The 18,985-nt window shown below is 66.7% G+C and carries 18 protein-coding genes; 4 read left to right on the forward strand and 14 right to left on the reverse strand.

Annotated elements, in window-relative coordinates:
- Positions 1-114 precede the first annotated feature (114 nt).
- Positions 115-2,721, forward strand: a complete 2,607-nt coding sequence (locus BRADO_RS00715; protein WP_083794802.1) for a heavy metal translocating P-type ATPase — start codon at positions 115-117, stop codon at positions 2,719-2,721.
- Positions 2,722-2,931: 210 nt separating this feature from the next.
- Positions 2,932-3,684 carry a sulfate transporter family protein gene (locus tag BRADO_RS00720; protein ID WP_011923409.1) on the forward strand — a complete coding sequence of 251 codons (753 nt, stop codon included), beginning with the start codon at positions 2,932-2,934 and terminating at the stop codon, positions 3,682-3,684.
- Here BRADO_RS00720 and BRADO_RS00725 read toward each other — a convergent pair.
- The 4 genes from BRADO_RS00725 to nth form a co-directional block, all read right to left on the reverse strand.
- Complete coding sequence (locus BRADO_RS00725; RefSeq protein ID WP_011923410.1) at positions 3,622-5,241, reverse strand: DHA2 family efflux MFS transporter permease subunit; 1,620 nt, start codon at positions 5,239-5,241, stop codon at positions 3,622-3,624. The genes BRADO_RS00720 and BRADO_RS00725 overlap by 63 nt on opposite strands.
- Positions 5,238-5,756 carry an isoprenylcysteine carboxyl methyltransferase family protein gene (locus BRADO_RS00730; protein WP_041755947.1) on the reverse strand — a complete coding sequence of 173 codons (519 nt, stop codon included), beginning with the start codon at positions 5,754-5,756 and terminating at the stop codon, positions 5,238-5,240. Before BRADO_RS00730 ends, BRADO_RS00725 begins: the two co-directional genes overlap by 4 nt.
- Positions 5,753-6,805 carry a type III polyketide synthase gene (locus tag BRADO_RS00735; protein WP_011923412.1) on the reverse strand — a complete coding sequence of 351 codons (1,053 nt, stop codon included), beginning with the start codon at positions 6,803-6,805 and terminating at the stop codon, positions 5,753-5,755. The genes BRADO_RS00730 and BRADO_RS00735 overlap by 4 nt, the downstream gene beginning before the upstream one ends.
- A 382-nt stretch (positions 6,806-7,187) precedes the next feature.
- A complete protein-coding gene (nth, locus tag BRADO_RS00740) occupies positions 7,188-8,021 on the reverse strand; it encodes an endonuclease III (RefSeq protein ID WP_011923413.1) in 834 nt (277 codons plus the stop codon).
- 22 nt (positions 8,022-8,043) lie between these two features.
- Between nth and BRADO_RS00745 the strand changes: the two genes are divergently transcribed.
- The gene (locus BRADO_RS00745; protein ID WP_011923414.1) at positions 8,044-8,577 is read left to right on the forward strand and encodes a DUF2244 domain-containing protein; all 534 of its coding nucleotides are present in this window, start codon (positions 8,044-8,046) and stop codon (positions 8,575-8,577) included.
- A 390-nt stretch (positions 8,578-8,967) separates the two neighbouring features.
- Positions 8,968-9,867, forward strand: a complete 900-nt coding sequence (locus BRADO_RS00750; protein ID WP_011923415.1) for a bifunctional helix-turn-helix domain-containing protein/methylated-DNA--[protein]-cysteine S-methyltransferase — start codon at positions 8,968-8,970, stop codon at positions 9,865-9,867.
- 96 nt (positions 9,868-9,963) lie between these two features.
- On the opposite strand, the gene BRADO_RS34830 is transcribed toward BRADO_RS00750, so the two are convergent.
- The 10 genes from BRADO_RS34830 to dnaK all read right to left on the reverse strand — a co-directional run bounded on the left by BRADO_RS34830 (position 9,964) and on the right by dnaK (position 18,637).
- Positions 9,964-10,407: a hypothetical protein gene (locus tag BRADO_RS34830; protein ID WP_157872496.1), complete on the reverse strand. Its 444-nt coding sequence runs from the start codon at positions 10,405-10,407 to the stop codon at positions 9,964-9,966.
- 247 nt (positions 10,408-10,654) lie between these two features.
- The gene (locus tag BRADO_RS34835) at positions 10,655-10,954 is read right to left on the reverse strand and encodes a hypothetical protein (protein ID WP_157872497.1); all 300 of its coding nucleotides are present in this window, start codon (positions 10,952-10,954) and stop codon (positions 10,655-10,657) included.
- Between the two features lie 448 nt (positions 10,955-11,402).
- On the reverse strand, positions 11,403-12,026 hold the full coding sequence (locus BRADO_RS00755; RefSeq protein ID WP_006613257.1) for a 2,3-bisphosphoglycerate-dependent phosphoglycerate mutase: 624 nt from the start codon (positions 12,024-12,026) through the stop codon (positions 11,403-11,405).
- A gap of 24 nt (positions 12,027-12,050) precedes the next feature.
- Entirely contained in the window at positions 12,051-12,869 is an 819-nt protein-coding gene (dapB, locus tag BRADO_RS00760) for a 4-hydroxy-tetrahydrodipicolinate reductase (RefSeq protein WP_011923418.1), read from the reverse strand.
- Between the two features lie 81 nt (positions 12,870-12,950).
- Complete coding sequence (locus BRADO_RS00765) at positions 12,951-13,253, reverse strand: DUF1330 domain-containing protein (RefSeq protein WP_011923419.1); 303 nt, start codon at positions 13,251-13,253, stop codon at positions 12,951-12,953.
- A gap of 33 nt (positions 13,254-13,286) precedes the next feature.
- On the reverse strand, positions 13,287-14,018 hold the full coding sequence (gene pyrF / locus BRADO_RS00770) for an orotidine-5'-phosphate decarboxylase (RefSeq protein WP_011923420.1): 732 nt from the start codon (positions 14,016-14,018) through the stop codon (positions 13,287-13,289).
- A 6-nt stretch (positions 14,019-14,024) separates the two neighbouring features.
- Positions 14,025-14,603 (reverse strand): NADPH-dependent FMN reductase, encoded by a 579-nt coding sequence (locus BRADO_RS00775; RefSeq protein WP_041755951.1) that lies wholly within the window; start codon positions 14,601-14,603, stop codon positions 14,025-14,027.
- Positions 14,604-14,648: 45 nt separating this feature from the next.
- Positions 14,649-15,251, reverse strand: coding sequence for a class I SAM-dependent methyltransferase (locus BRADO_RS00780; protein ID WP_008965907.1), 603 nt, complete (start codon positions 15,249-15,251; stop codon positions 14,649-14,651).
- A 217-nt stretch (positions 15,252-15,468) separates the two neighbouring features.
- Positions 15,469-16,599 carry a molecular chaperone DnaJ gene (dnaJ, locus tag BRADO_RS00785; RefSeq protein ID WP_011923422.1) on the reverse strand — a complete coding sequence of 377 codons (1,131 nt, stop codon included), beginning with the start codon at positions 16,597-16,599 and terminating at the stop codon, positions 15,469-15,471.
- Positions 16,600-16,741: 142 nt separating this feature from the next.
- On the reverse strand, positions 16,742-18,637 hold the full coding sequence (dnaK, locus tag BRADO_RS00790; RefSeq protein ID WP_011923423.1) for a molecular chaperone DnaK: 1,896 nt from the start codon (positions 18,635-18,637) through the stop codon (positions 16,742-16,744).
- Positions 18,638-18,985 lie beyond the last annotated feature (348 nt).

Here is an 18,985-nt window from a genome sequence, read left to right on the forward strand (position 1 = left end):
ATACAGGGTATAGGTTTCAAGAGGCGAGGCCGGGCGATGTCGGAAATCGAACACGGACATGGCGCCGCAGCGGCTCCATCCGGCACATGCGGCTGCGGATCGCGCGCTGGCGCGATGGAAACACGACAGAGCGAGGCGGCTGCGGAAGCATGTTGCAGCGATCGTGCCGAAGCGCCGGCGAGCACGGCCGGGAACTGCAGCGGCGGACATGATCATGCGCTGACAGCGAAAGTGAAGGACCCGGTCTGCGGCATGTCCGTCGATCCGGCGACGTCGACACACCGCTTCGAGCATGACGGCCGGACCTTCCACTTCTGCTGCGCCGGCTGCCGGACCAAGTTCGCGGCCGATCCCGCCAAGTACCTCGCGCCCGCCGCCGCTTCCGCAACTACGGGCGCGTGTTGCGGCGGCCATGAGCATCACGCGCATGACGCGGCCAAGGTCATGGACCCGGTCTGCGGCATGAGCGTCGATCCCGCCACGTCGAAGCACCGCTTCGATCATCAGGGACACACCTTCCACTTCTGCTCCGCCGGCTGCCGCACCAAGTTCGCAGCCGATCCCGCGACATATCTGGAGACGCGCGCGCCGCCGCCGGAGATGCCGGCGGGGACGATCTACACCTGCCCGATGCATCCGCAGATCCGCCAGGAAGGCCCGGGCACCTGCCCGATCTGCGGCATGGCGCTGGAGCCTGATGTCATCAGCCTCGACGACGCGCCTAATCCTGAGCTCGCTGATATGACGAAGCGATTCTGGATCGGCGCCGTGCTCGCGGCGCCCGTGGTGGTGCTGGAGATGGGCGGGCACATCGTCGGCGGTCACGGGCTGATCGATCCGGTGCTGTCGACCTGGATCCAGTTCGCGCTGGCAACGCCGGTCGTGCTGTGGGCCGGCTGGCCGTTCTTCGTGCGCGGCTGGCAGTCGGTCCAGACCCGCAATCTCAACATGTTCACCCTGATCGCGATGGGCACGGGCGTGGCCTATGTCTACAGCGTGATCGCGACCTTGATGCCGCAGGCGTTCCCGCCGGCGTTCCGCGGCCATGGCGGGACTGTCGCGGTGTATTTCGAGGCCGCGTCGGTGATCACCATCCTCGTGCTGCTCGGCCAGGTGCTGGAGCTGCGCGCGCGCGAGGCCACGTCGGGCGCGATCAAGGCGCTGCTGCAATTGGCGCCGAAGACGGCGCGGCGGCTGGACGCCGACGGCAACGATCACGAGGTCGAGATCGCCGAGCTCGCGGCCGGCGATCGCCTGCGCGTGCGCCCCGGCGAGAAGGTGCCGGTCGACGGCATCATTCTGGAAGGCCGCTCCTCGCTCGATGAGTCGCTCGTGACGGGCGAATCGATGCCGGTGACCAAGGACGAAGGCGAGCGCGTCATCGCCGGCACCTTGAACCAGACCGGCAGCTTCGTGATGCGCGCCGACAAGGTCGGGCGTGAGACGCTGCTGTCGCAGATCGTGCAGATGGTCGCCGACGCGCAGCGCTCGCGGGCACCGATCCAGCGGCTCGCCGACCAGGTCGCGGGCTGGTTCGTGCCGACTGTCATCGCGGCCGCGATCACCGCCTTCATCGCCTGGTACGCGTTCGGCCCCGAGCCGCGCTTCGCCTTCGGGCTGGTCGCTGCCGTCAGCGTGCTGATCATCGCCTGCCCCTGCGCGCTGGGGCTGGCGACGCCGATGTCGATCATGGTCGGCGTCGGCCGTGGCGCCGAGGCCGGCGTGCTGATCAAGAGCGCCGAGGCGCTGGAGCGTCTGGAGAAGGTCGATACGCTCGTTGTCGACAAGACCGGTACTCTCACCGAGGGCAAGCCGAAGGTGACCGGCATCGTGACAGCGCAAGGCGTTGATGAAGCCGAAGCGATCAGGCTCGCCGCCAGCGTCGAGCGCGCCAGCGAGCATCCGCTCGCCGAGGCGATCGTCCGTCATGCGACCGAACGCAAGATCAAGCTCGACGATGTGAAGAACTTCGACGCGCCGACCGGCAAGGGCGCGAGCGGCGAGGTCGACGGCAAGGCGGTCGTGCTCGGCAATCCCACCTACCTGGCCTCGCTCGGCATCATCACCGACACGCTCGGGGTCGCGAGCAAGCGGCTGCGCGAGGACGGCGCGACCGTGATCACGATGGCCGTCGACGGCAAGCCGGCGGCACTGTTCGCGATTGCCGATCCGGTCAAGGCATCGACGCCGGACGCGCTGAAGGCGCTCGCGGCCGACGGCATCAAGGTGATCATGCTGACCGGCGACAACCGCACCACCGCGACGGCGGTGGCGCGAAAAATCGGCATCACCGAGGTCGAGGCCGAGGTGCTGCCTGAGCAGAAGAGCGCGGTCGTCGCGCGTCTGCGCGCCAGCGGCAAGGTGGTGGCAATGGCCGGCGACGGCGTCAACGACGCGCCGGCGCTGGCGGCGGCCGATGTCGGCATCGCCATGGGCACCGGCACCGATGTCGCGATGGAGAGCGCCGGCGTCACTTTGTTGCAGGGCGATCTCGGCGGGATCGCGCGGGCGCGCAAGCTGTCGGCGGCCGTGATGAGCAACATCCGCCAGAACCTTTTCTTCGCGTTCATCTACAACGCGGCCGGCATCCCGATCGCAGCCGGCATTCTCTATCCGGTGTTCGGCATCCTGCTGTCGCCGATCATCGCCGCGGCGGCAATGTCGCTGTCGTCGGTGAGCGTGGTGGGTAACGCGCTGCGGCTGCGGGCAGCGAGGCTGTGAGGCGGCGTATAGCCTATCCTCCGTCACTGCGAGGAGCGAAGCGACGAAGCAATCCAGAGTCCCAACGCGGCCCCTGGATTGCTTCGCTGCGCTCGCAATGACAGAGGAAGCAGTGGGGGCGCATTCACGTGGGGTGGGGAGGATGGGCTTGCCGAAGCCTCACAGCATGTCTACCTCCACTCGCGTGTCTGGCAGAGAGGTTCCACCACCATGATCGACGCCGCCTTTAAGGCGCTTTCGCAGATTCTGTCGCCGCCGATGCGCTCGATTCTGTATCGCTCGATCGGGCTGGCGCTGGTGCTGGTCACGGTGCTGGCGATCGGCTTGCAGCGGCTTTTGAGCTGGCTCGCCACTGCTGGCGAGGGCTGGGCCGAGGCGATGCTCGGGCCGGGCTCGCATGGCGCGCTGGAGGTGCTGACCTGGATCATCTCGATCGCGGCCGGCTTCGGCGTCGTGTTCGGCGGCATCATGCTGATGCCCGCGATCACCTCGCTGATCGCGAGCCTCTTTGTCGACGATGTCGCCGATCTCGTCGAGCGCGAGCACTATCCGGCCGAGCGTCCCGGCGTCGCGCTGCCGTTCGGCATCGCCATCGCCGAAGGCCTGAAAGCCGCCGGCCTCACCATTCTCGTCTATCTGATCGCCCTGCCCTTCGTGTTCCTCGCGGGCGCCGGCTTCGTGATCTTCTTCATCGCCACAGCGTGGCTGCTCGGCCGCGAATATTTCGAGCTGGCCGCGATGCGCTTCCGTCCTCCCGCGGAGGCCAAGGCGATGCGGCGCGACAATGCGGTGACGGTGTTCACCGCGGGACTGATCATCGCCGCCTTCGTGACTATCCCTATCGTGAACCTGGCGACGCCGCTGTTCGGCATGGCCTTCATGGTCCATCTGCACAAGCGGCTATCCGGACCGCGACCCGAGCTGATCGAGCCGTCGCCGGAGCGACGGCTGCGCAGCCTCTAGCGCCATCCGCTGCGGCGTCGCGCTGACAGGTTTGTTGCGCGCGAACGGGATCAGCAGAAAGCCGAGCAGCGCGATGCCGGCGAGCAGCGACCACGCCTCGTTGACGCACAGCGCCAGCGAGGCCTTCTCCACCAGCGGGCGGACATAGGCGATCGCCTGCTCCTCGGAGATGTTGCGGGGACGGTTGCGCAGCAGTTCCGGCGCGAGACCGATCGCCTTGGCGGCGGCGGTGTCGCCGGCCATCAGCCGGTCGCGGAACGCCTGCGCGTGCAACGTCACGCGGCCGTAGATGATGGTGTCGATCAGCGCGATGCCGATGGCGCCGCCGAGATTGCGCATCAGGTTGAACAAACCGCTGGCATCCGCCACCTCGGCGGGCGGCAGGTCGCCAAGCGCGATCCGCGTCGGCGGCAAGAGGCAGAACATGATGCCGACGCCGCGCACGACCTGCGGCCAGAACATCTCCTGATAGTCGGCGCTCGGCGGCTGGAACGCGCTCGCCGCCAGGCCGGCGCTGAACAGCACGAAGCCGAACGCCGTCAGCAGCCGCGCGTCGACCTTGCCGTCGAGCGCCGTCACCAGCGGCGCGGCGACCAGCTGCGCGACTCCCGTCACCAGCATGATCTTGCCGATCTCGAACGCGTCATGGCCGCGCACGAAGGCGAGGAACACCGGCATCAGATAGACCGAGCCGAACAGGCCGATGCCCAGGCAGAAACTCGACACGCAGCCGAGCGTGAAGGCGCGGCGCTGGAAGCTGCCGATGCGCAGGATCGGATCAGCCGCGGCGAGCAGGCGCTGGATCAGCAGCGTGAGGCATGACGCGCTGAGCACCAGAAGCGCGAGGCAGTTCGACGACAGCCAGCCGCTCTTCGGTGCCGCCTTCAGCCCGAGCTCGAGGCCTGCCAGCGACACCGCGAGCAGCAGCAGCGCCAGCAGATCGAGCTTGTCGAGCTCCTCCAGATCCATGCCCTGCTTCGGCAGCAGCGCCGGCGTGGCGGCCGCCGCGATGAGGCCAGGGACGATGTTGATCAGGAACAGCCACGGCCATGACCAGGTGTTGGTGATGAAGCCGCCGACCACGGGCCCGATCGTCGGCGCGAGCACCGCGACCACGCCAGCAATCGTGGTGGCCACCGCATGCAGACGCGACGGAAACAGCAGGAACACCGCGGAGAACACCACGGGGATCAGGAGGCCCCCGAAAAATCCCTGCAGTACGCGGAACGCCAGCAGCATGTGAAAGCTGCCGCTCAGCGCGCAGCCGAGCGAAGCTGCCGTGAACACGCTGACGGCGCCTGTGAACAGCCAGCGCAAGGTGAACACGCGCGTCAGCAGGCCGGTCAGCGGAATCGCGATGATCTCGGCGATCAGATACGCCGTCTGGATCCAGCTCATCGCGTCCGGCGTGATGCCGAGCGCCTCCTGGATGGTCGGCAGCGACGTCGCTACCACCTGGATGTCCAGGATGGCCATGAACATGCCGACGCACATCAGGACGAAGCCGAGCCAGGTGGCGAGGCTCGGTCTATCCTCCGGCTCGGCGGCTGCGCTCATGCCGTCTGGCCGCCGATGCCATCGCCAGCGACGCCGGACAGCGCCTCGGATTCGGCGCGGATGCGGATGAACAGCACGGCGGCGTTCAGCCCGGAGAAGATCAGCGCGAGCAGCGGCAGATGCAGCGCCAGCGGCAGCAGCGCAATCTCGGCGGTCACGACCAGGTAGTTCGGATGCGAGATGTAGCGATACGGCCCGTCGTTCACGAGCGGCGCGCCGGGCAGGACGATGATGCGCGTGGTCCAGCGCGGCCCGAGCGTCGCCAGCACCCACCAGCGCAGGCCTTGAAGCGCAACGAATGCGCTGAGCAGCCAGGGATCGACCTCCTGGTCGACGCCGAGCAGCCACAGCGACACCAGCCAGGCCGCATGCATCGAGATCATGAGGGGATAATGATCCGCGCCGACCTCGACCGCGCCCATGGCGCGCAGGCGCTTCGTATTATGCCGGGCGAGCACGAGTTCGCCGAGCCGTTGCATGGTGACGAGCGCGAGGACGAAGGCGGCGAAGGTCATGCGGCGTGCCTCAATGAAACGCAAGCAGCGGTGAAACCCGGGCCGAGCGCCGTCAGCACCGATCGCGGCGGCAGGCCGCGCGCGCGGGCGCGCTCCAGCACGAACAGCACGGTCGGCGCCGACATGTTGCCGTAGTCGGCGATGATCTCGCGCTCATGATCGAGCGTGCCCTGCCCGATCGACAGCGCGCGCTCCAGCGCCGTGATCACCTTGGCGCCGCCGGGATGGCAGACGAAGCGGTCGACATCAGTAGCTGACAGCTTCATGTTGCCGAGGATCTCGTTGACTGCGGGGCCCATATTCTCGGTGACGAAGTCCGGAATGGTGCGCTGGAAAATCACGCCAAAACCTTCGGGGTCGACGCTCCAGCCCATGATATCCAGCGTATCCGGCCACAGCTTCTCTCCGGTCGCCTCCACGCGCGTCGCCCCGCCGTCACCGGCGCGCAGAATCGCCGCGGCAGCGCCATCGCCGAACAGGCTCAGCGCGACGATGTTGGCCTTGCTCAGCTCATCGTGGCGCACTGCCAGCGTGCACAGCTCGAACGTCACGAACAGCACGTTGGTGCCGGGCCGGGCCTGCGCCAGCCGTGCGGCGATCGACAGGCCGGAGACGCCGCCGGCGCAGCCGAGCCCGAACACCGGCACGCGCGAGACGTCGGAGCGGAAGCCCATGCGGCCGGCGACGCGCGCCTCCAGGGTCGGCGTCGCGATGCCGGTCGAGCTCACGCTGACGATGGTGTCGATCTCATCAGCTCTGAGATCAGCCTGCGCCAGCGCCTTGTTCGTTGCCTCGACGAACAGCGCCTCGGCGCCAGCGAGATAGGCCTCGGTGCGCTCCGGCCAGCCGCGCCGCTCCATGTACCATTCGATCGGCTTGACGCCGTAGCGGGCGCGGATGCCGGTGTTGGCGAACAGGCTCGCCATCGTGTCAAACTGCGGAAAGCGCGGCGCCAGCACCACGCGCGCGGCCTCCATCACCTCGTTCTGGCGGAACTGATGCGGTGGCACGGCGGTCGCGAGCGACACGAGTGCGGCGGTATGGTCCATGCAACTGATCCTTCCCCGTCCCGGCGCCCAAAAGTCCGAGAACGCGAAAAATCATCACGCGCCACTCACATCGCCCGGATTGCGGGTTTCATCTTATGACCAATGCGGGCGGCGATGTGGCCCGGCGATGGTGAGAGCGCGTCGGAGCGTGACGTAAAGGTGACTATCAATCGCGGCGTCACTGCTCCCTCGACAACGGTCTCCAGCATGCCCCACTGTCATCGTCCGCGAAGGCGGACGATCCAGTACGCCGCGGCCTCTCGGTTCAATCACCACGGCCGCGGCGTACTGGATGCCCCGCCTTCGCGGGGCATGACAGCGGAGCTGGACAGCGAGAGGTCGAGCCGGAAACGACCGCTGCCTGGGGCAGCCGCGCTCCTGATCACGCCGTCTTCTCCGGCCAGCGGCAGAGGTCCTTGATCAGGCACAGCTCGCAGCGCGGCTTGCGGGCGAGGCAGGTGTAGCGGCCGTGCAGGATCAGCCAGTGATGGGCGTGCAGCATGAACTCCGCCGGGATCACCTTCTCCAGCCCGAGCTCGACCTCCAGCGGCGTCTTGCCCGGAGCTAAGCCCGTGCGGTTGCCGACGCGGAACACATGGGTGTCGACCGCCATCGTGTGCTCGCCGAACGCCATGTTGAGCACGACATTCGCGGTCTTGCGCCCCGCGCCCGGCAGCGACTCCAATTCGGCGCGCGTGCGCGGCACCTCGCCGCCGAACTCGGCGATCAGCTTTTGCGACAGCGCGATCACGTTCTTGGCTTTGGTGCGGAACAAGCCGACGGTCTTGATGTAGTCGCGCACCGTGTCCTCGCCGAGCGCGAGCATCTTCTGCGGCGTATCGGCGACCGCGAACAGCGGCCGCGTCGCCTTGTTGACGCCGGCGTCGGTCGCCTGCGCCGACAGCACCACGGCCACCAGCAAGGTGTACGGGTTGAGATGCTCGAGCTCGCCCTTCGGCTCCGGATTGGCCTGAGCGAACCGGCTGAAGGCCTCGCGGATCTCCATGGGTGTCCAGGGTTTCGTCGCCTTGAACGCTTTCTTGACCGGCTTGACCGAGCCTGCCTTCAGCTTGGCCGCCGGGCTGATCTTGGCAGCCTTCTTGACCGTTTTGGATGCGGATTTGGACGCTGCTCCCGGCGCCGCCTTGGCCGCCTTTCTGGCGGGCGTGCGAACCGGGGCCGGCTTGGCGCGTTGGGGGCGGGTGATTTTGGCCATGATCCGGGTATACTGAGGCCCCATGACGCCAGGCAATGCTTTTGCGTATCAGGAGACCGGCACTGACGCCGCTGATCCCGAGCTGTTCTCGGCCCGGCTGAGGCCGCATCGCTCGCTTGGCCGCACCGGCTTCCTGGCGCTGATGGCCGTGGTCTGCGCCATCAGCTTCATCGGCGGCATCGCCTCGGTGATGATGGGCGCCTGGCCGGTGCTCGGCTTCTTCGGCCTCGACGCGCTCGCGATCTACTGGGCCTTCCGCGTCAACTTCCGCCGCGCCAACGCCTATGAGGACGTGACCATCACGCTGACCGAGCTGCGCCTGCGCCGCGTCAGCCACAAAGGACACGTCATGGAATGGCGCTTCAACCCGCTGTGGGTCCGCCTCGACCAGGAAACCCACGAGGAGTTCGGCATCGAGCGCCTCTACCTCGTCGCCCGCGGCCAGCGCGTGTCGATCGCGAGCTTCCTGGGGCCAGAGGAAAAGGCGAGCTTCGCGAAGGCCCTAACGGCGGGGTTGCAGGCCGCGAAGCGCGGCCCGGTGCTCAATCCGCTGTAACTTTGCGTTCCCGATCCACCACACCCACCGTCATTCCGGGGCAGGGCTGCAGGCCTTGAAACCGGACTTCCGAGTTCATGGTCCTCGGTGCAATGCTGACCCTCATGGTGAGGAGGCGCGGAGCGCCGTCTCGAACCATGAGGCCACAGCGGGGCCTCGCCCTTCGAGACGCCCGCCTGTGGCGGGCTCCTCAGGGTGAGGAGTGAGAGCTGTCCGCAGATGGCCCGTATGCAGCCCCTTCCTTGCCGCTCATGGTGAGGAGCGCCGCCTCAGCGGCCCGTCTCGAACCATGAGGCCCGGAAAAACGCCGCGCGACCGCCCGCGCCACCCCTAGCCCCCCAATCAGAAATCGGGTGGAGTGCCCTCCCCGGCCGCCCTACATCCGGACTCATGATGACCCTCGCCATTCACGATTCCGCCCTGGCCAAGCCGGGCCCGCAACAATCCGCCGCGCTGCGCGACTACGATGCAGTGCGCCGCGCGATCGCGTTCATCTCCGAGCACTGGCGCCGGCAGCCGACCATCGAGGACATGGCCGACGCCGCCAGCCTGACGCCGGACGAGCTGCACCATCTGTTCCGGCGCTGGGCCGGGCTGACGCCGAAGGCGTTCATGCAGGCGCTGACGCTCGACCACGCCAAGGGCCTGCTGAAGGGCTCGGCCAGCGTGCTCGACGCCGCGCTCGACTCCGGCCTGTCGGGTCCCGGCCGCCTGCACGATCTGTTCGTCACCCACGAGGCGATGTCTCCCGGCGAATGGAAGACCGGCGGCGCCGGCACCACCTTGCGCTACGGCTTCCATCCCTGCCCGTTCGGCATGGCGCTGGTCATGGCCACCCCGCGCGGCCTCGCCGGCCTGGCCTTCGCCGACCCCGGCGAGGAGGCTGGCGCGCTCGCCGACATGAAGAGCCGCTGGCCCCGCGCCACTTACGTCGAGGACGTCCCCGGCACCGCGGCGCTCGCGCAGCGCATCTTCGACAAGAACCACTGGCGCCCCGAGCAACCCTTACGCGTCGTCCTGATCGGCACCGATTTCGAGGTCCGCGTCTGGGAAGCCCTGCTCAAGATCCCCATGGGCCGCGCCGTCTGCTACTCGGACATCGCGACAAGGCTGGAGTCACCGAAGGCCTCGCGCGCGGTCGGCGCGGCGGTGGGCAAGAACCCGATCTCGTTCGTGGTCCCGTGCCATCGCGCGCTGGGGAAGACGGGCGCGTTGACAGGGTATCATTGGGGCCTCACGCGCAAGCAGGCGATGATCGGGTGGGAGGCTGGGCAGGTGGGGATGGGGTAGGCGTATCTACAATGCGCTATCTGGGTGACGTAGGCTGCGTTGAACGAGCCTTCCGAACTCGCCTGGCGGCGTGAACCCGATCGTACAGGCATCGCTCTATCTTTCTCTGATGCTTGGATCGGCTTCTAGCGCCACGCGTTTGGGTAAAGCGACCTGAGCGAGACCACTCGTTTTTGAGATGTAGACGACCCATTCGTCGCCCACCCTCGGTATTACATAGCCGAGATCGCATGCTGCCGAGCCTTGGCCACCGTAGAGGGTGACTTGGCTGCCGGAGTATGCGCCTCGAAGCAAACTCTTCTTAGTGGCCGTGGCTTGCCATGGGTGCGCGTCGGAGAATTGCTCACCAGTGTAGATTGCTTGTTCTACATGAACCAACAGGACCGCAGTCACGTCGTCTCTGCGATAAGCGTCGGACACGCGCTCCTTCGCCCCCATGAACACTCGACAGGCGCTTGCTGGTTGCACCATCAGCAATAGTGCAATGAATGCTCCGATGGTTCGCGTGAAATGCTGAAGGCCTTTCTGGAGCCGGGTCATGGGTCGGTTCTCAGCTTTAGAGTGGCAAGTAGACCCTCTTTCTAACTGCGATATCTGCGCATGTCAGCTGGCATGACATGTCGGTTGAGATCCGCCTCAACGGACTGCTTTGTACTCGCGTCATTCGAAGGCGCATTCGCTATCCTCACTGAGGCGACTTCTCGAAAAGAAGTCTATTGCGTTTTTTCAGAATTTATGGTTTCATCCGCACATCCCGCCTCAACGAGAGGGGCGTTGCGCGCGATCGTCACGACACGCGAGGTGGGGAGGCGATGGCCGCGGTCTGCCGCAGCGTGTCTTCGGGCGCGCCGACGAACGGCTGGACCGTGGACGTGAAGTCGCAGCGTCCTGACACCCCGATGCTGGTGTCACCCGCGCAATGCGCAAGCATTGTCGCGGCATTGTGGCCAACAAGCCCGGCGCACCAGGGAGACTGCGTATAAGCGTGAAGACCATCGCGCAGGGAATGCCGGTTGTTCTCGGCTGAACCTGTGGTGACTGCCGCCTGCTTTTTTGTCTGCAGGCGGGCCATGGGTGCGGCCAGCATCCGGCATTCCCTGCGCCCTCTCGATTTTTCGGAGGGACATGGCTGGAGCACGACTCGGGCGGATGCGCCGCGAGGTCGCGGAGCCGTGGGCGGGGCTGTTTGAGATGTGAATCGGGGGAATTGCGCGGAGAGTCCGCCAGCTGTCGCCGCGCGGACGGTGCGCTCCCTCTCCCCGTTTTTCACGGGGAGAGGGCTGGGGTGAGGGGCAGCCGCGCGGGTGGTGCGACTAGTGAAGCTTGATAGTCGCTCATACGGATCGCGAGGCGCGGGATGAGTGAACGGAGCACTTCTCCAACACTTCCCGTGCGGTGGCCCCTCACCCCGACCCTCTCCCCGTGAAGAACGGGGAGAGGGAGTGCAGCGGCGCTTGGGGAACGGCGGGTATCCAACTCAGAGGAGCAACGTCGAACGTGACCGAAGCGCGATCGCAACGTTGACGTTGCCGCGCTCAGCCCGCCAGATCCAGCTTCGACTCCACCGTCGAATCCGCCTTCAGGCGGTAGATGATCGGAACGCCGGTGGCGAGCTCGCGCTTCAAAATGCCTTCCGGGGTCAGCTTCTCCAGCACCATGATCAAGGCGCGGAGCGAGTTGCCGTGGGCGGCGACCAAAGTGCGCTGGCCGTTGAGGACGCCGGGGAGGATTTCCTGGACGTAGTAGGGCAGCGCGCGGGCGAGGGTGTCCTTGAGGCTTTCGCCGCCGGGCGGGGGGACGTCGTAGGAGCGGCGCCAGACGTGGACCTGCTCCTCGCCCCATTTGGCGCGGGCGTCGTCCTTATTGAGGCCGGAGAGATCGCCATAGTCGCGCTCGTTGAGCGCGAGGTTCTTCGACGTCGGCAGGCCGGGCTGGCCGAGCTCGTCGAGGATCAGCTTCAGGGTGTGCTGGGCGCGGGTCAGCTCGGAGGTGAAGGCGACATCGAAGGACAGGCCATGCGCCTTCAGCTTGCGGCCGGCGTCCTTGGCTTCGCTGACGCCCTGCGCGGTGAGGTCAGGATCCTTCCAGCCGGTGAACAGGTTCTTCAGGTTCCACTCGCTCTGGCCGTGGCGCACCAGCACCAGGAGACGTTCGCTCATTGCTAACAGATCCACTTGGTTTGATTAGAACAGGTCCTTGAGGCCGAGCACGTCGTCCATCGTGTAGTAGCCCGGCGGCTTGCCATGGGCCCACAGCGCCGCCTTCAGCGCGCCATGGGCGAAGATCATGCGGTCCTCGGCCTGGTGCGACAGCACGAGGCGCTCGGACGGACCGGCGAAGATGACGCTGTGATCGCCGGCCGCGGTGCCGCCGCGCAGCGAGGCGAAGCCGATGTCGCCGGAGCGGCGCGCGCCGGTGATGCCGTCGCGGCCGCGCGCGGAGTGACCGTCCAGCGTGATGCCGCGTCCTTCCGCCGCCGCGCGGCCCAGCATCAAGGCGGTGCCCGAAGGCGCGTCGACCTTGTGCTTGTGATGCATCTCGAGAATCTCGATGTCGAAATTCGCGTCGAGCGACTTCGCCACTTGCTTGACCAGCGCCGACAGCAGATTGACGCCGAGGCTCATATTGCCGGACTGGACGACGATGGCGCGCTTGGTGACGCTCTTGATCACGGCGTCGTCCGACGCCGACAGGCCTGTCGTGCCGACGACGTGGACGATGCCGCGCTCGGCGGCGATGGCGACATTGGCGATGGTCGCGGCCGGCACGGTGAAATCGAGGATGCCGTCGGCCTCGGCCGACATCGCCCAGAGATCGGCCGAGAGCTTGATGTTGTTGGCGGGCAGGCCGGCGAGCAGGCCGGAATCCTTGCCGATCAGCTCAGAGCCCGGAGCTTCGAGCGCGCCGGCGAGCTCAGCGCCGTCGCTGTCGGCAATGGCGCGCACCAGCGCCCGGCCCATGCGGCCGCCGGCTCCTGCAACGATCAAGCGCATCCTGGACATGTCGCGTTCCTCCGCCCCTTCAGGGCTATAGCCGGGGCTGGCCATTGCGGCAACCGAGGCGGCCGCCGGGCCGGGCTGCGCTCAGGGCTGCGGGCCGTCATAGCCCTCGATGATCACCAGGTCGCCCTCCGAATGCGGCGCGCGCATCGCCACCAGGCGCTGATATTCCGGCGAATTGTAGCAGGCGAGCGCGGTCTCGTAGTCCTTGAACTCGATCACGACGTTGCGCGAGCGCGAGGTGCCTTCGCGGGTTTCGTACTGGCCGCCGCGGACCAGGAATTTGGCGCCGTACTGGTGGAACACCGCGCCGTTCTGCGCGACGTATTCCTTGTAGCCGTCCATGTTGTGCACGTCGATGCGGGCGATCCAATAGGCCTTGGGCATCCCTGGGGTCTCCTTGGTATGAGGCGCTTCTGCTTACGAGCGATTGGTCTTGCCGACCAGCGCGACGGCGGTGGCGATGTCGGCGACGATGGCCTCCGCCGCGGCGGCGGGATCGGCGGCGCCGGTGACGGGGCGGCCGACAACGAGGCGGTCGGCGCCGCCGGCGATCGCCAGCGCCGGGGTCATGATGCGCTTCTGGTCGCCAACGTCGGAGCCCGCTGGGCGGATCCCGGGGGTGACGAGCTGCATATCGGGGCCAACCAGCGGGCGGACCAGCTGGGTCTCCTCCGGCGACAGGATCAGGCCGTGGATGCCGATGTCCCTCGCCTGCACAGCGCGGTGGGCGACGAGCTCCTTGACGGTCATCGCATAGCCGGCGGTGGCGAGGTCGGCATCGTCGTAGGAGGTCATCACGGTGACGGCGAGCAGCTCGAGGGGGGAGCCGGCGGCGCCGGCGAGCGCGGCCTTCATGCTTTGCGAGAAGCCGTGCACGGTGAGGAAGCGGACGCCGAGTTTTGCGATCTGCCGCGTGGCGCGCTCGACGGTGTTCGGGATGTCGTGCAGCTTGAGGTCCATGAACACTTGCTTGCCGTCCGCGGCGAGCCGCTCGGCGAGGCCGAGGCCGCCGGCATAGGTCAACTCCATGCCGATCTTGTAGAACGTCACGGCATCGCCGAGGGTTGCGATCATCACCTCGGCGTCCGCCACGCTGGGGACGTCGAGGGCCACGATCAGGCGGTCGCACGGAGCAATCTCGGTCGGCATGTCACCTCAATTGGTGTGTTGGGCGGAATGGATCAGCTGCTTGACCAGCGCGTCGAGCGCGGCGATGTCGGCGGGCAGCCTGAGCCGGTCCATGTCGTTGTACGCCTTGTCGGCAAAGGCAAGCGCGAGCTGGCTGGGGATCACCAGGGCGTTGCACGCGGTCAGCATCAGGCGCAGCGCCGAGAGCCCGCGGACGCCGCCGAAGCGGTTCTCGGACGCCGAGGCGATGGCGAACGGCCTGTTGCGAAACACCGCGCCGCGGCCCTCCGGCGGCTCGTCGACGCGCGACAGCCAGGCGATGGCGTTGCTGACGAGCGGCGGGACGGAGGCGTTGTATTCGGGCGGCACCAGCAGCACACCATGATGCGCTGAAATCATGCGCTTGAGATTGACCGCCTCGCGCGGCACGCCCGCGGCAGCCTCGACATCGGCCTCGTAGAGCGGCAGCGGAAAATCAGCGAGCGAGATGCGGGTGACATCGGCGCCGGCCTGCACGAACTGATGGGCAGCGAAGGCGGCGAGCCGGACGTTGTGGGAGCCGGACCGGGTCGAGCCGGGGATGATCAGGATCTTGAGGGCGGACATCGGGCGGACGGGTCTGCGACCCGCCGCGCACATCGCGGCTGCCGGTCAGGGCTTGCGATACACCCAGACGCGCGCCGGCGGAAGGTTCATCCAGATCCGCTCGGACGCCTGGGTGGTGACGCCGGGCAGCGATTTCGGAATCGGCGGCACGACGGAATAGGTGAACTGCACGAAGGGGGCGTTAGGCGACATCGCCGCGAAGGCGTCGCGCACCAGCTTCATGCGGGTGAGCATCGGCTTGGTCACCAGCGGCAGGCCGGAGACGACCGCCGAAGCCGGGGCGCCCAGCACGTTCCACAACGTGTCGCGCAGGCGATAGGCATCACCCTGCACGACCTTGGCGTGCGGGTAGCGATCGCGCAGCAGCGCGCAGAAACTCGGATTGTATTCGACCAGGACGAGACGTTTCTGATCGATCCCGTGCTCGACCAGAGCCGCGGTGATCGCGCCGGTGCCTGGCCCGAGCTCGATGACCGGGCCCGTGCCATGCGGATCGACATACTGCGCCATGGTGCGCGCGAGCAGCCGGCCCGACGGCATCACGGCGCCCATATGCAGCGGCTTCTCGATCCATGAGCGGAGGAAGCGCACCTCGTCGTCCAGACGAAGAGGCTTTTTCGACGCACGCACGGACGTTTGCAGGGGCATCTCAGTACCAGACGGGACCGTTTTCACGGCGATGTCAGAAAAGAGTCACAAAGACGTATAGGTCGCAGGCGGGGCGGTCAAGCCGAACCGTAACTCACGATTAAGGCTACGGGGTCCGAGCTCATACCGTTGAATTTGATAATTTTTTGCATGTGCAGGGCAGCAAAATCGCAGCAATCGCACGACGCTCGGCATGACTGCCGAGCGGGCGCACCGCTCAGCTCGCGGCCTTGCCGAAGAAGTCCTTCACTTTGGTGAAGAAGCCGGCGGCCTCCGGCTGGGTCGCCCCGGACGACAGCTTCTCGAACTCCGCCAGGAGCTCCTGCTGCTTCTTGGTGAGGTTCTGCGGCGTCTCGACCACGATCTGGACGTACATGTCGCCGGTCTGGCGCGAGCGCAGCACCGGCATGCCCTTGGCGGCAATGCGGAAGCGGCGGCCGGATTGCGCACCGGCGGGAATCTTGACCTTGGTCTTGCCGTTGTCGATCGTCGGCACCTCGAACTCGCCGCCGAGCGCCGCGGTGACCATCGAGATCGGCACCCGGCAATGCAGGTCGGCGCCGTCGCGCTGAAAGAACTCGTGCGGGGTGAGCGACAGGAAGATGTAGAGGTCGCCCGGCGGACCGCCGCGCAGGCCGGCCTCGCCCTCGCCGGCGAGACGGATGCGGGTGCCGTCCTCGACGCCCTGCGGAATGTTCACCGACAGCGTGCGGTCGCGCGTCACCCGGCCGGAGCCGGAGCAGGACGGGCAGGGATCCTCGATCATCTGGCCGCGGCCATGGCAGCCGGGACAGGTGCGCTCCAGCGTGAAGAAGCCTTGCGCCTGGCGGACGCGGCCGGCGCCGCCGCACATGGCGCAGGTCTTCGGCTTGGTGCCGGCCTTGGCGCCGGTGCCGGAACAGGGCTCGCAGGTCACCGAGACCGGGATCTCGATCTGCGCGGTCTTGCCGAGGAAGGCCTCCTCCAGCGTGATTTCCATGTTGTAGCGCAGGTCGGCGCCGCGCTCGCGGCCGGTGCCGCCGCGGCGCTGCCCGGCCATGCCGAACAGGTCTTCGAAAATGTCGGAGAAAGACGACGCGAAGCCGGCACCGAAGCCGTGCGGGCCACCGCCGGCGCCCTGCTCAAACGCGGCATGGCCATAGCGGTCATAGGCGGCGCGCTTGTCGGCGTCGCGCAGCACCTCATAGGCCTCGTTGATCTCCTTGAACTTGACCTCGCTGGAGGCATCGCCCGGATTCTTGTCCGGATGCCATTTCATGGCGAGCTTGCGGAAGGCCGACTTCAGCTTGGTCTCGTCGGCGTCGCGCTCGACTTCCAGGGTCTCGTAGTAGCAGCGCTTGGTGGACATCAATCAACCCGCCCGAACATCGTCAGACCTCAACGGCTCGCGCGCTTGCCGCGCGCCGGTTCAATGAAAATGACCCCCATCCAACGAGACGCTGACAGCGCTCTTTGGCATGGGGGTCATGGCTCTCGGCCTCTACCGTCGATTAAGCAGATTTCTTCTTGTCGTCGTCGACCTCGGTGAACTCCGCGTCGACCACGTCATCCTTGGCGGCGTCGCGGGCCGCGTCGCTCTCGGCCTGCTGCTTGTACATGGCCTCGCCGAGCTTCATCGACGCCTGGGCGAGCGTGTTGGTCTTGGTCTTGATGGCCTCGGCATCGTCGCCCTTCAACGCTTCCTTGAGGTCGCTGACGGCGTCCTCGATGGCGCGACGCTCGGTGTCGGCAACCTTGGAGCCATGCTCGGCCAGCGCCTTCTCGGTGGAATGAACCAGTGCGTCGGCATGGTTCTTGGCGTCGACCGCCTCGCGGCGCTTCTTGTCGGCCGCGGCATTGGCCTCGGCGTCCTTGACCATCTTGTCGATGTCGGCTTCCGACAGACCACCGGAGGCCTGGATGCGGATCTGCTGCTCCTTGCCGGTGGCCTTGTCCTTGGCCGAGACGTTGACGATGCCGTTGGCGTCGATGTCGAACGTCACCTCGATCTGCGGCATGCCGCGCGGCGCCGGCGGAATGCCCATCAGGTCGAACTGACCGAGCATCTTGTTGTCGGCCGCCATCTCGCGCTCACCCTGGAAGACCCGAATGGTGACCGCGTTCTGATTGTCTTCGGCGGTCGAGAACACCTGGCTCTTCTTGGTCGGGATCGTGGTGTTGCGGTCGATGATGCGGGTGAACACGCCGCCCAGCGTCTCGATGCCGAGGGACAGCGGGGTCACGTCGAGCAGCAGCACGTCCTTGACGTCGCCCTGCAGCACGCCGGCCTGAATCGCCGCGCCGATCGCCACCACCTCGTCGGGGTTGACGCCCTTGTGCGGCTCCTTGCCGAAGAACTGCTTCACCATCTCCTGGATCTTCGGCATACGGGTCATGCCGCCGACCAGCACCACTTCGCCGATCTCGCCGGCGGTCAGGCCGGCATCCTTCAGCGCCTTGCGGCACGGCTCGATGGTCTTCTCGACGAGGTCGGCCACCAGCGCCTCGAACTTGGCGCGGGTCAGCTTCATCGTCAGATGCTTCGGACCGGACTGGTCCGCGGTGATGAAGGGCAGGTTGATCTCGGTCTGCGTGGTTGACGACAGCTCGATCTTGGCCTTCTCGGCAGCTTCCTTGAGGCGCTGCAGAGCGAGCTTGTCGTTGCGCAGGTTGATGCCCTGCTCCTTCTGGAATTCGTCGGCGAGGTAGCTGACCAGACGCATGTCGAAGTCTTCACCGCCGAGGAAGGTGTCGCCGTTGGTCGACTTCACCTCGAACACGCCGTCGCCGATTTCAAGAATGGAGACGTCGAAGGTGCCGCCGCCGAGGTCGTACACCGCGATGGTGCCGGACTTCGACTTGTCGAGGCCGTAGGCCAGCGCAGCCGCGGTCGGCTCGTTGATGATGCGCAGCACCTCGAGGCCGGCGATCTTGCCGGCGTCCTTGGTGGCCTGGCGCTGGGCGTCGTTGAAGTAAGCGGGGACGGTGATGACGGCCTGGTCGACCTTCTGGCCGAGATGGGCCTCGGCGGTCTCCTTCATCTTCTGCAGGATGAAGGCGGAGACCTGCGACGGCGAATAGGTCTTGCCGTCGGCCTCGACCCAGGCGTCGCCGTTGCCGGCCTTGACGATCTTGTAGGGGACGAGCTTCTTGTCCTTCTCGACCATCGGGTCGTCGTAGCGGCGGCCGATCAGGCGCTTCACGGCGAAGAAGGTGCGCTCGGGGTTGGTGACAGCCTGGCGCTTGGCCGGCTGGCCGACCAGTCGCTCGCCATCGTCACTGAAGGCGACGATCGACGGCGTGGTGCGCATGCCCTCGGCGTTCTCGATGACTTTCGACGATTTGCCGTCCATGACGGCCACGCACGAATTCGTGGTGCCGAGATCGATCCCGATGACCTTTCCCATGGTCTCATATCCTTCTTTTTGCGGCAGGTTGGGTGGGGCCCTGACGGCGCCCCCATCCAAAACCCCCTCAGATCAAATGCTCGCGATATTGCGACGATGAGCGTCATATAGGAGGGGGGGAGGCACCCGCAAGGACCGGAGCGGACCTGGACGCGCGGAAAAAACCGCGGATTTTTCGCGGCTCCGGTAAGGGCCCGGGCACGACGGCCGACCACATGGCCGAGGTGGCGCGCGGACCAGCTTCCGCGGCCGAAAACCGCCGCGAACCGTGTGCCGGACGGCCGCAAAGCAGCCCTCATTGCGGCACGCCCGGAGGTAACTGAGATCATGCTTAGCAGAGCCATAATT

Origin of the sequence: Bradyrhizobium sp. ORS 278 (assembly GCF_000026145.1) — a bacterium.
Taxonomy (GTDB): domain Bacteria; phylum Pseudomonadota; class Alphaproteobacteria; order Rhizobiales; family Xanthobacteraceae; genus Bradyrhizobium.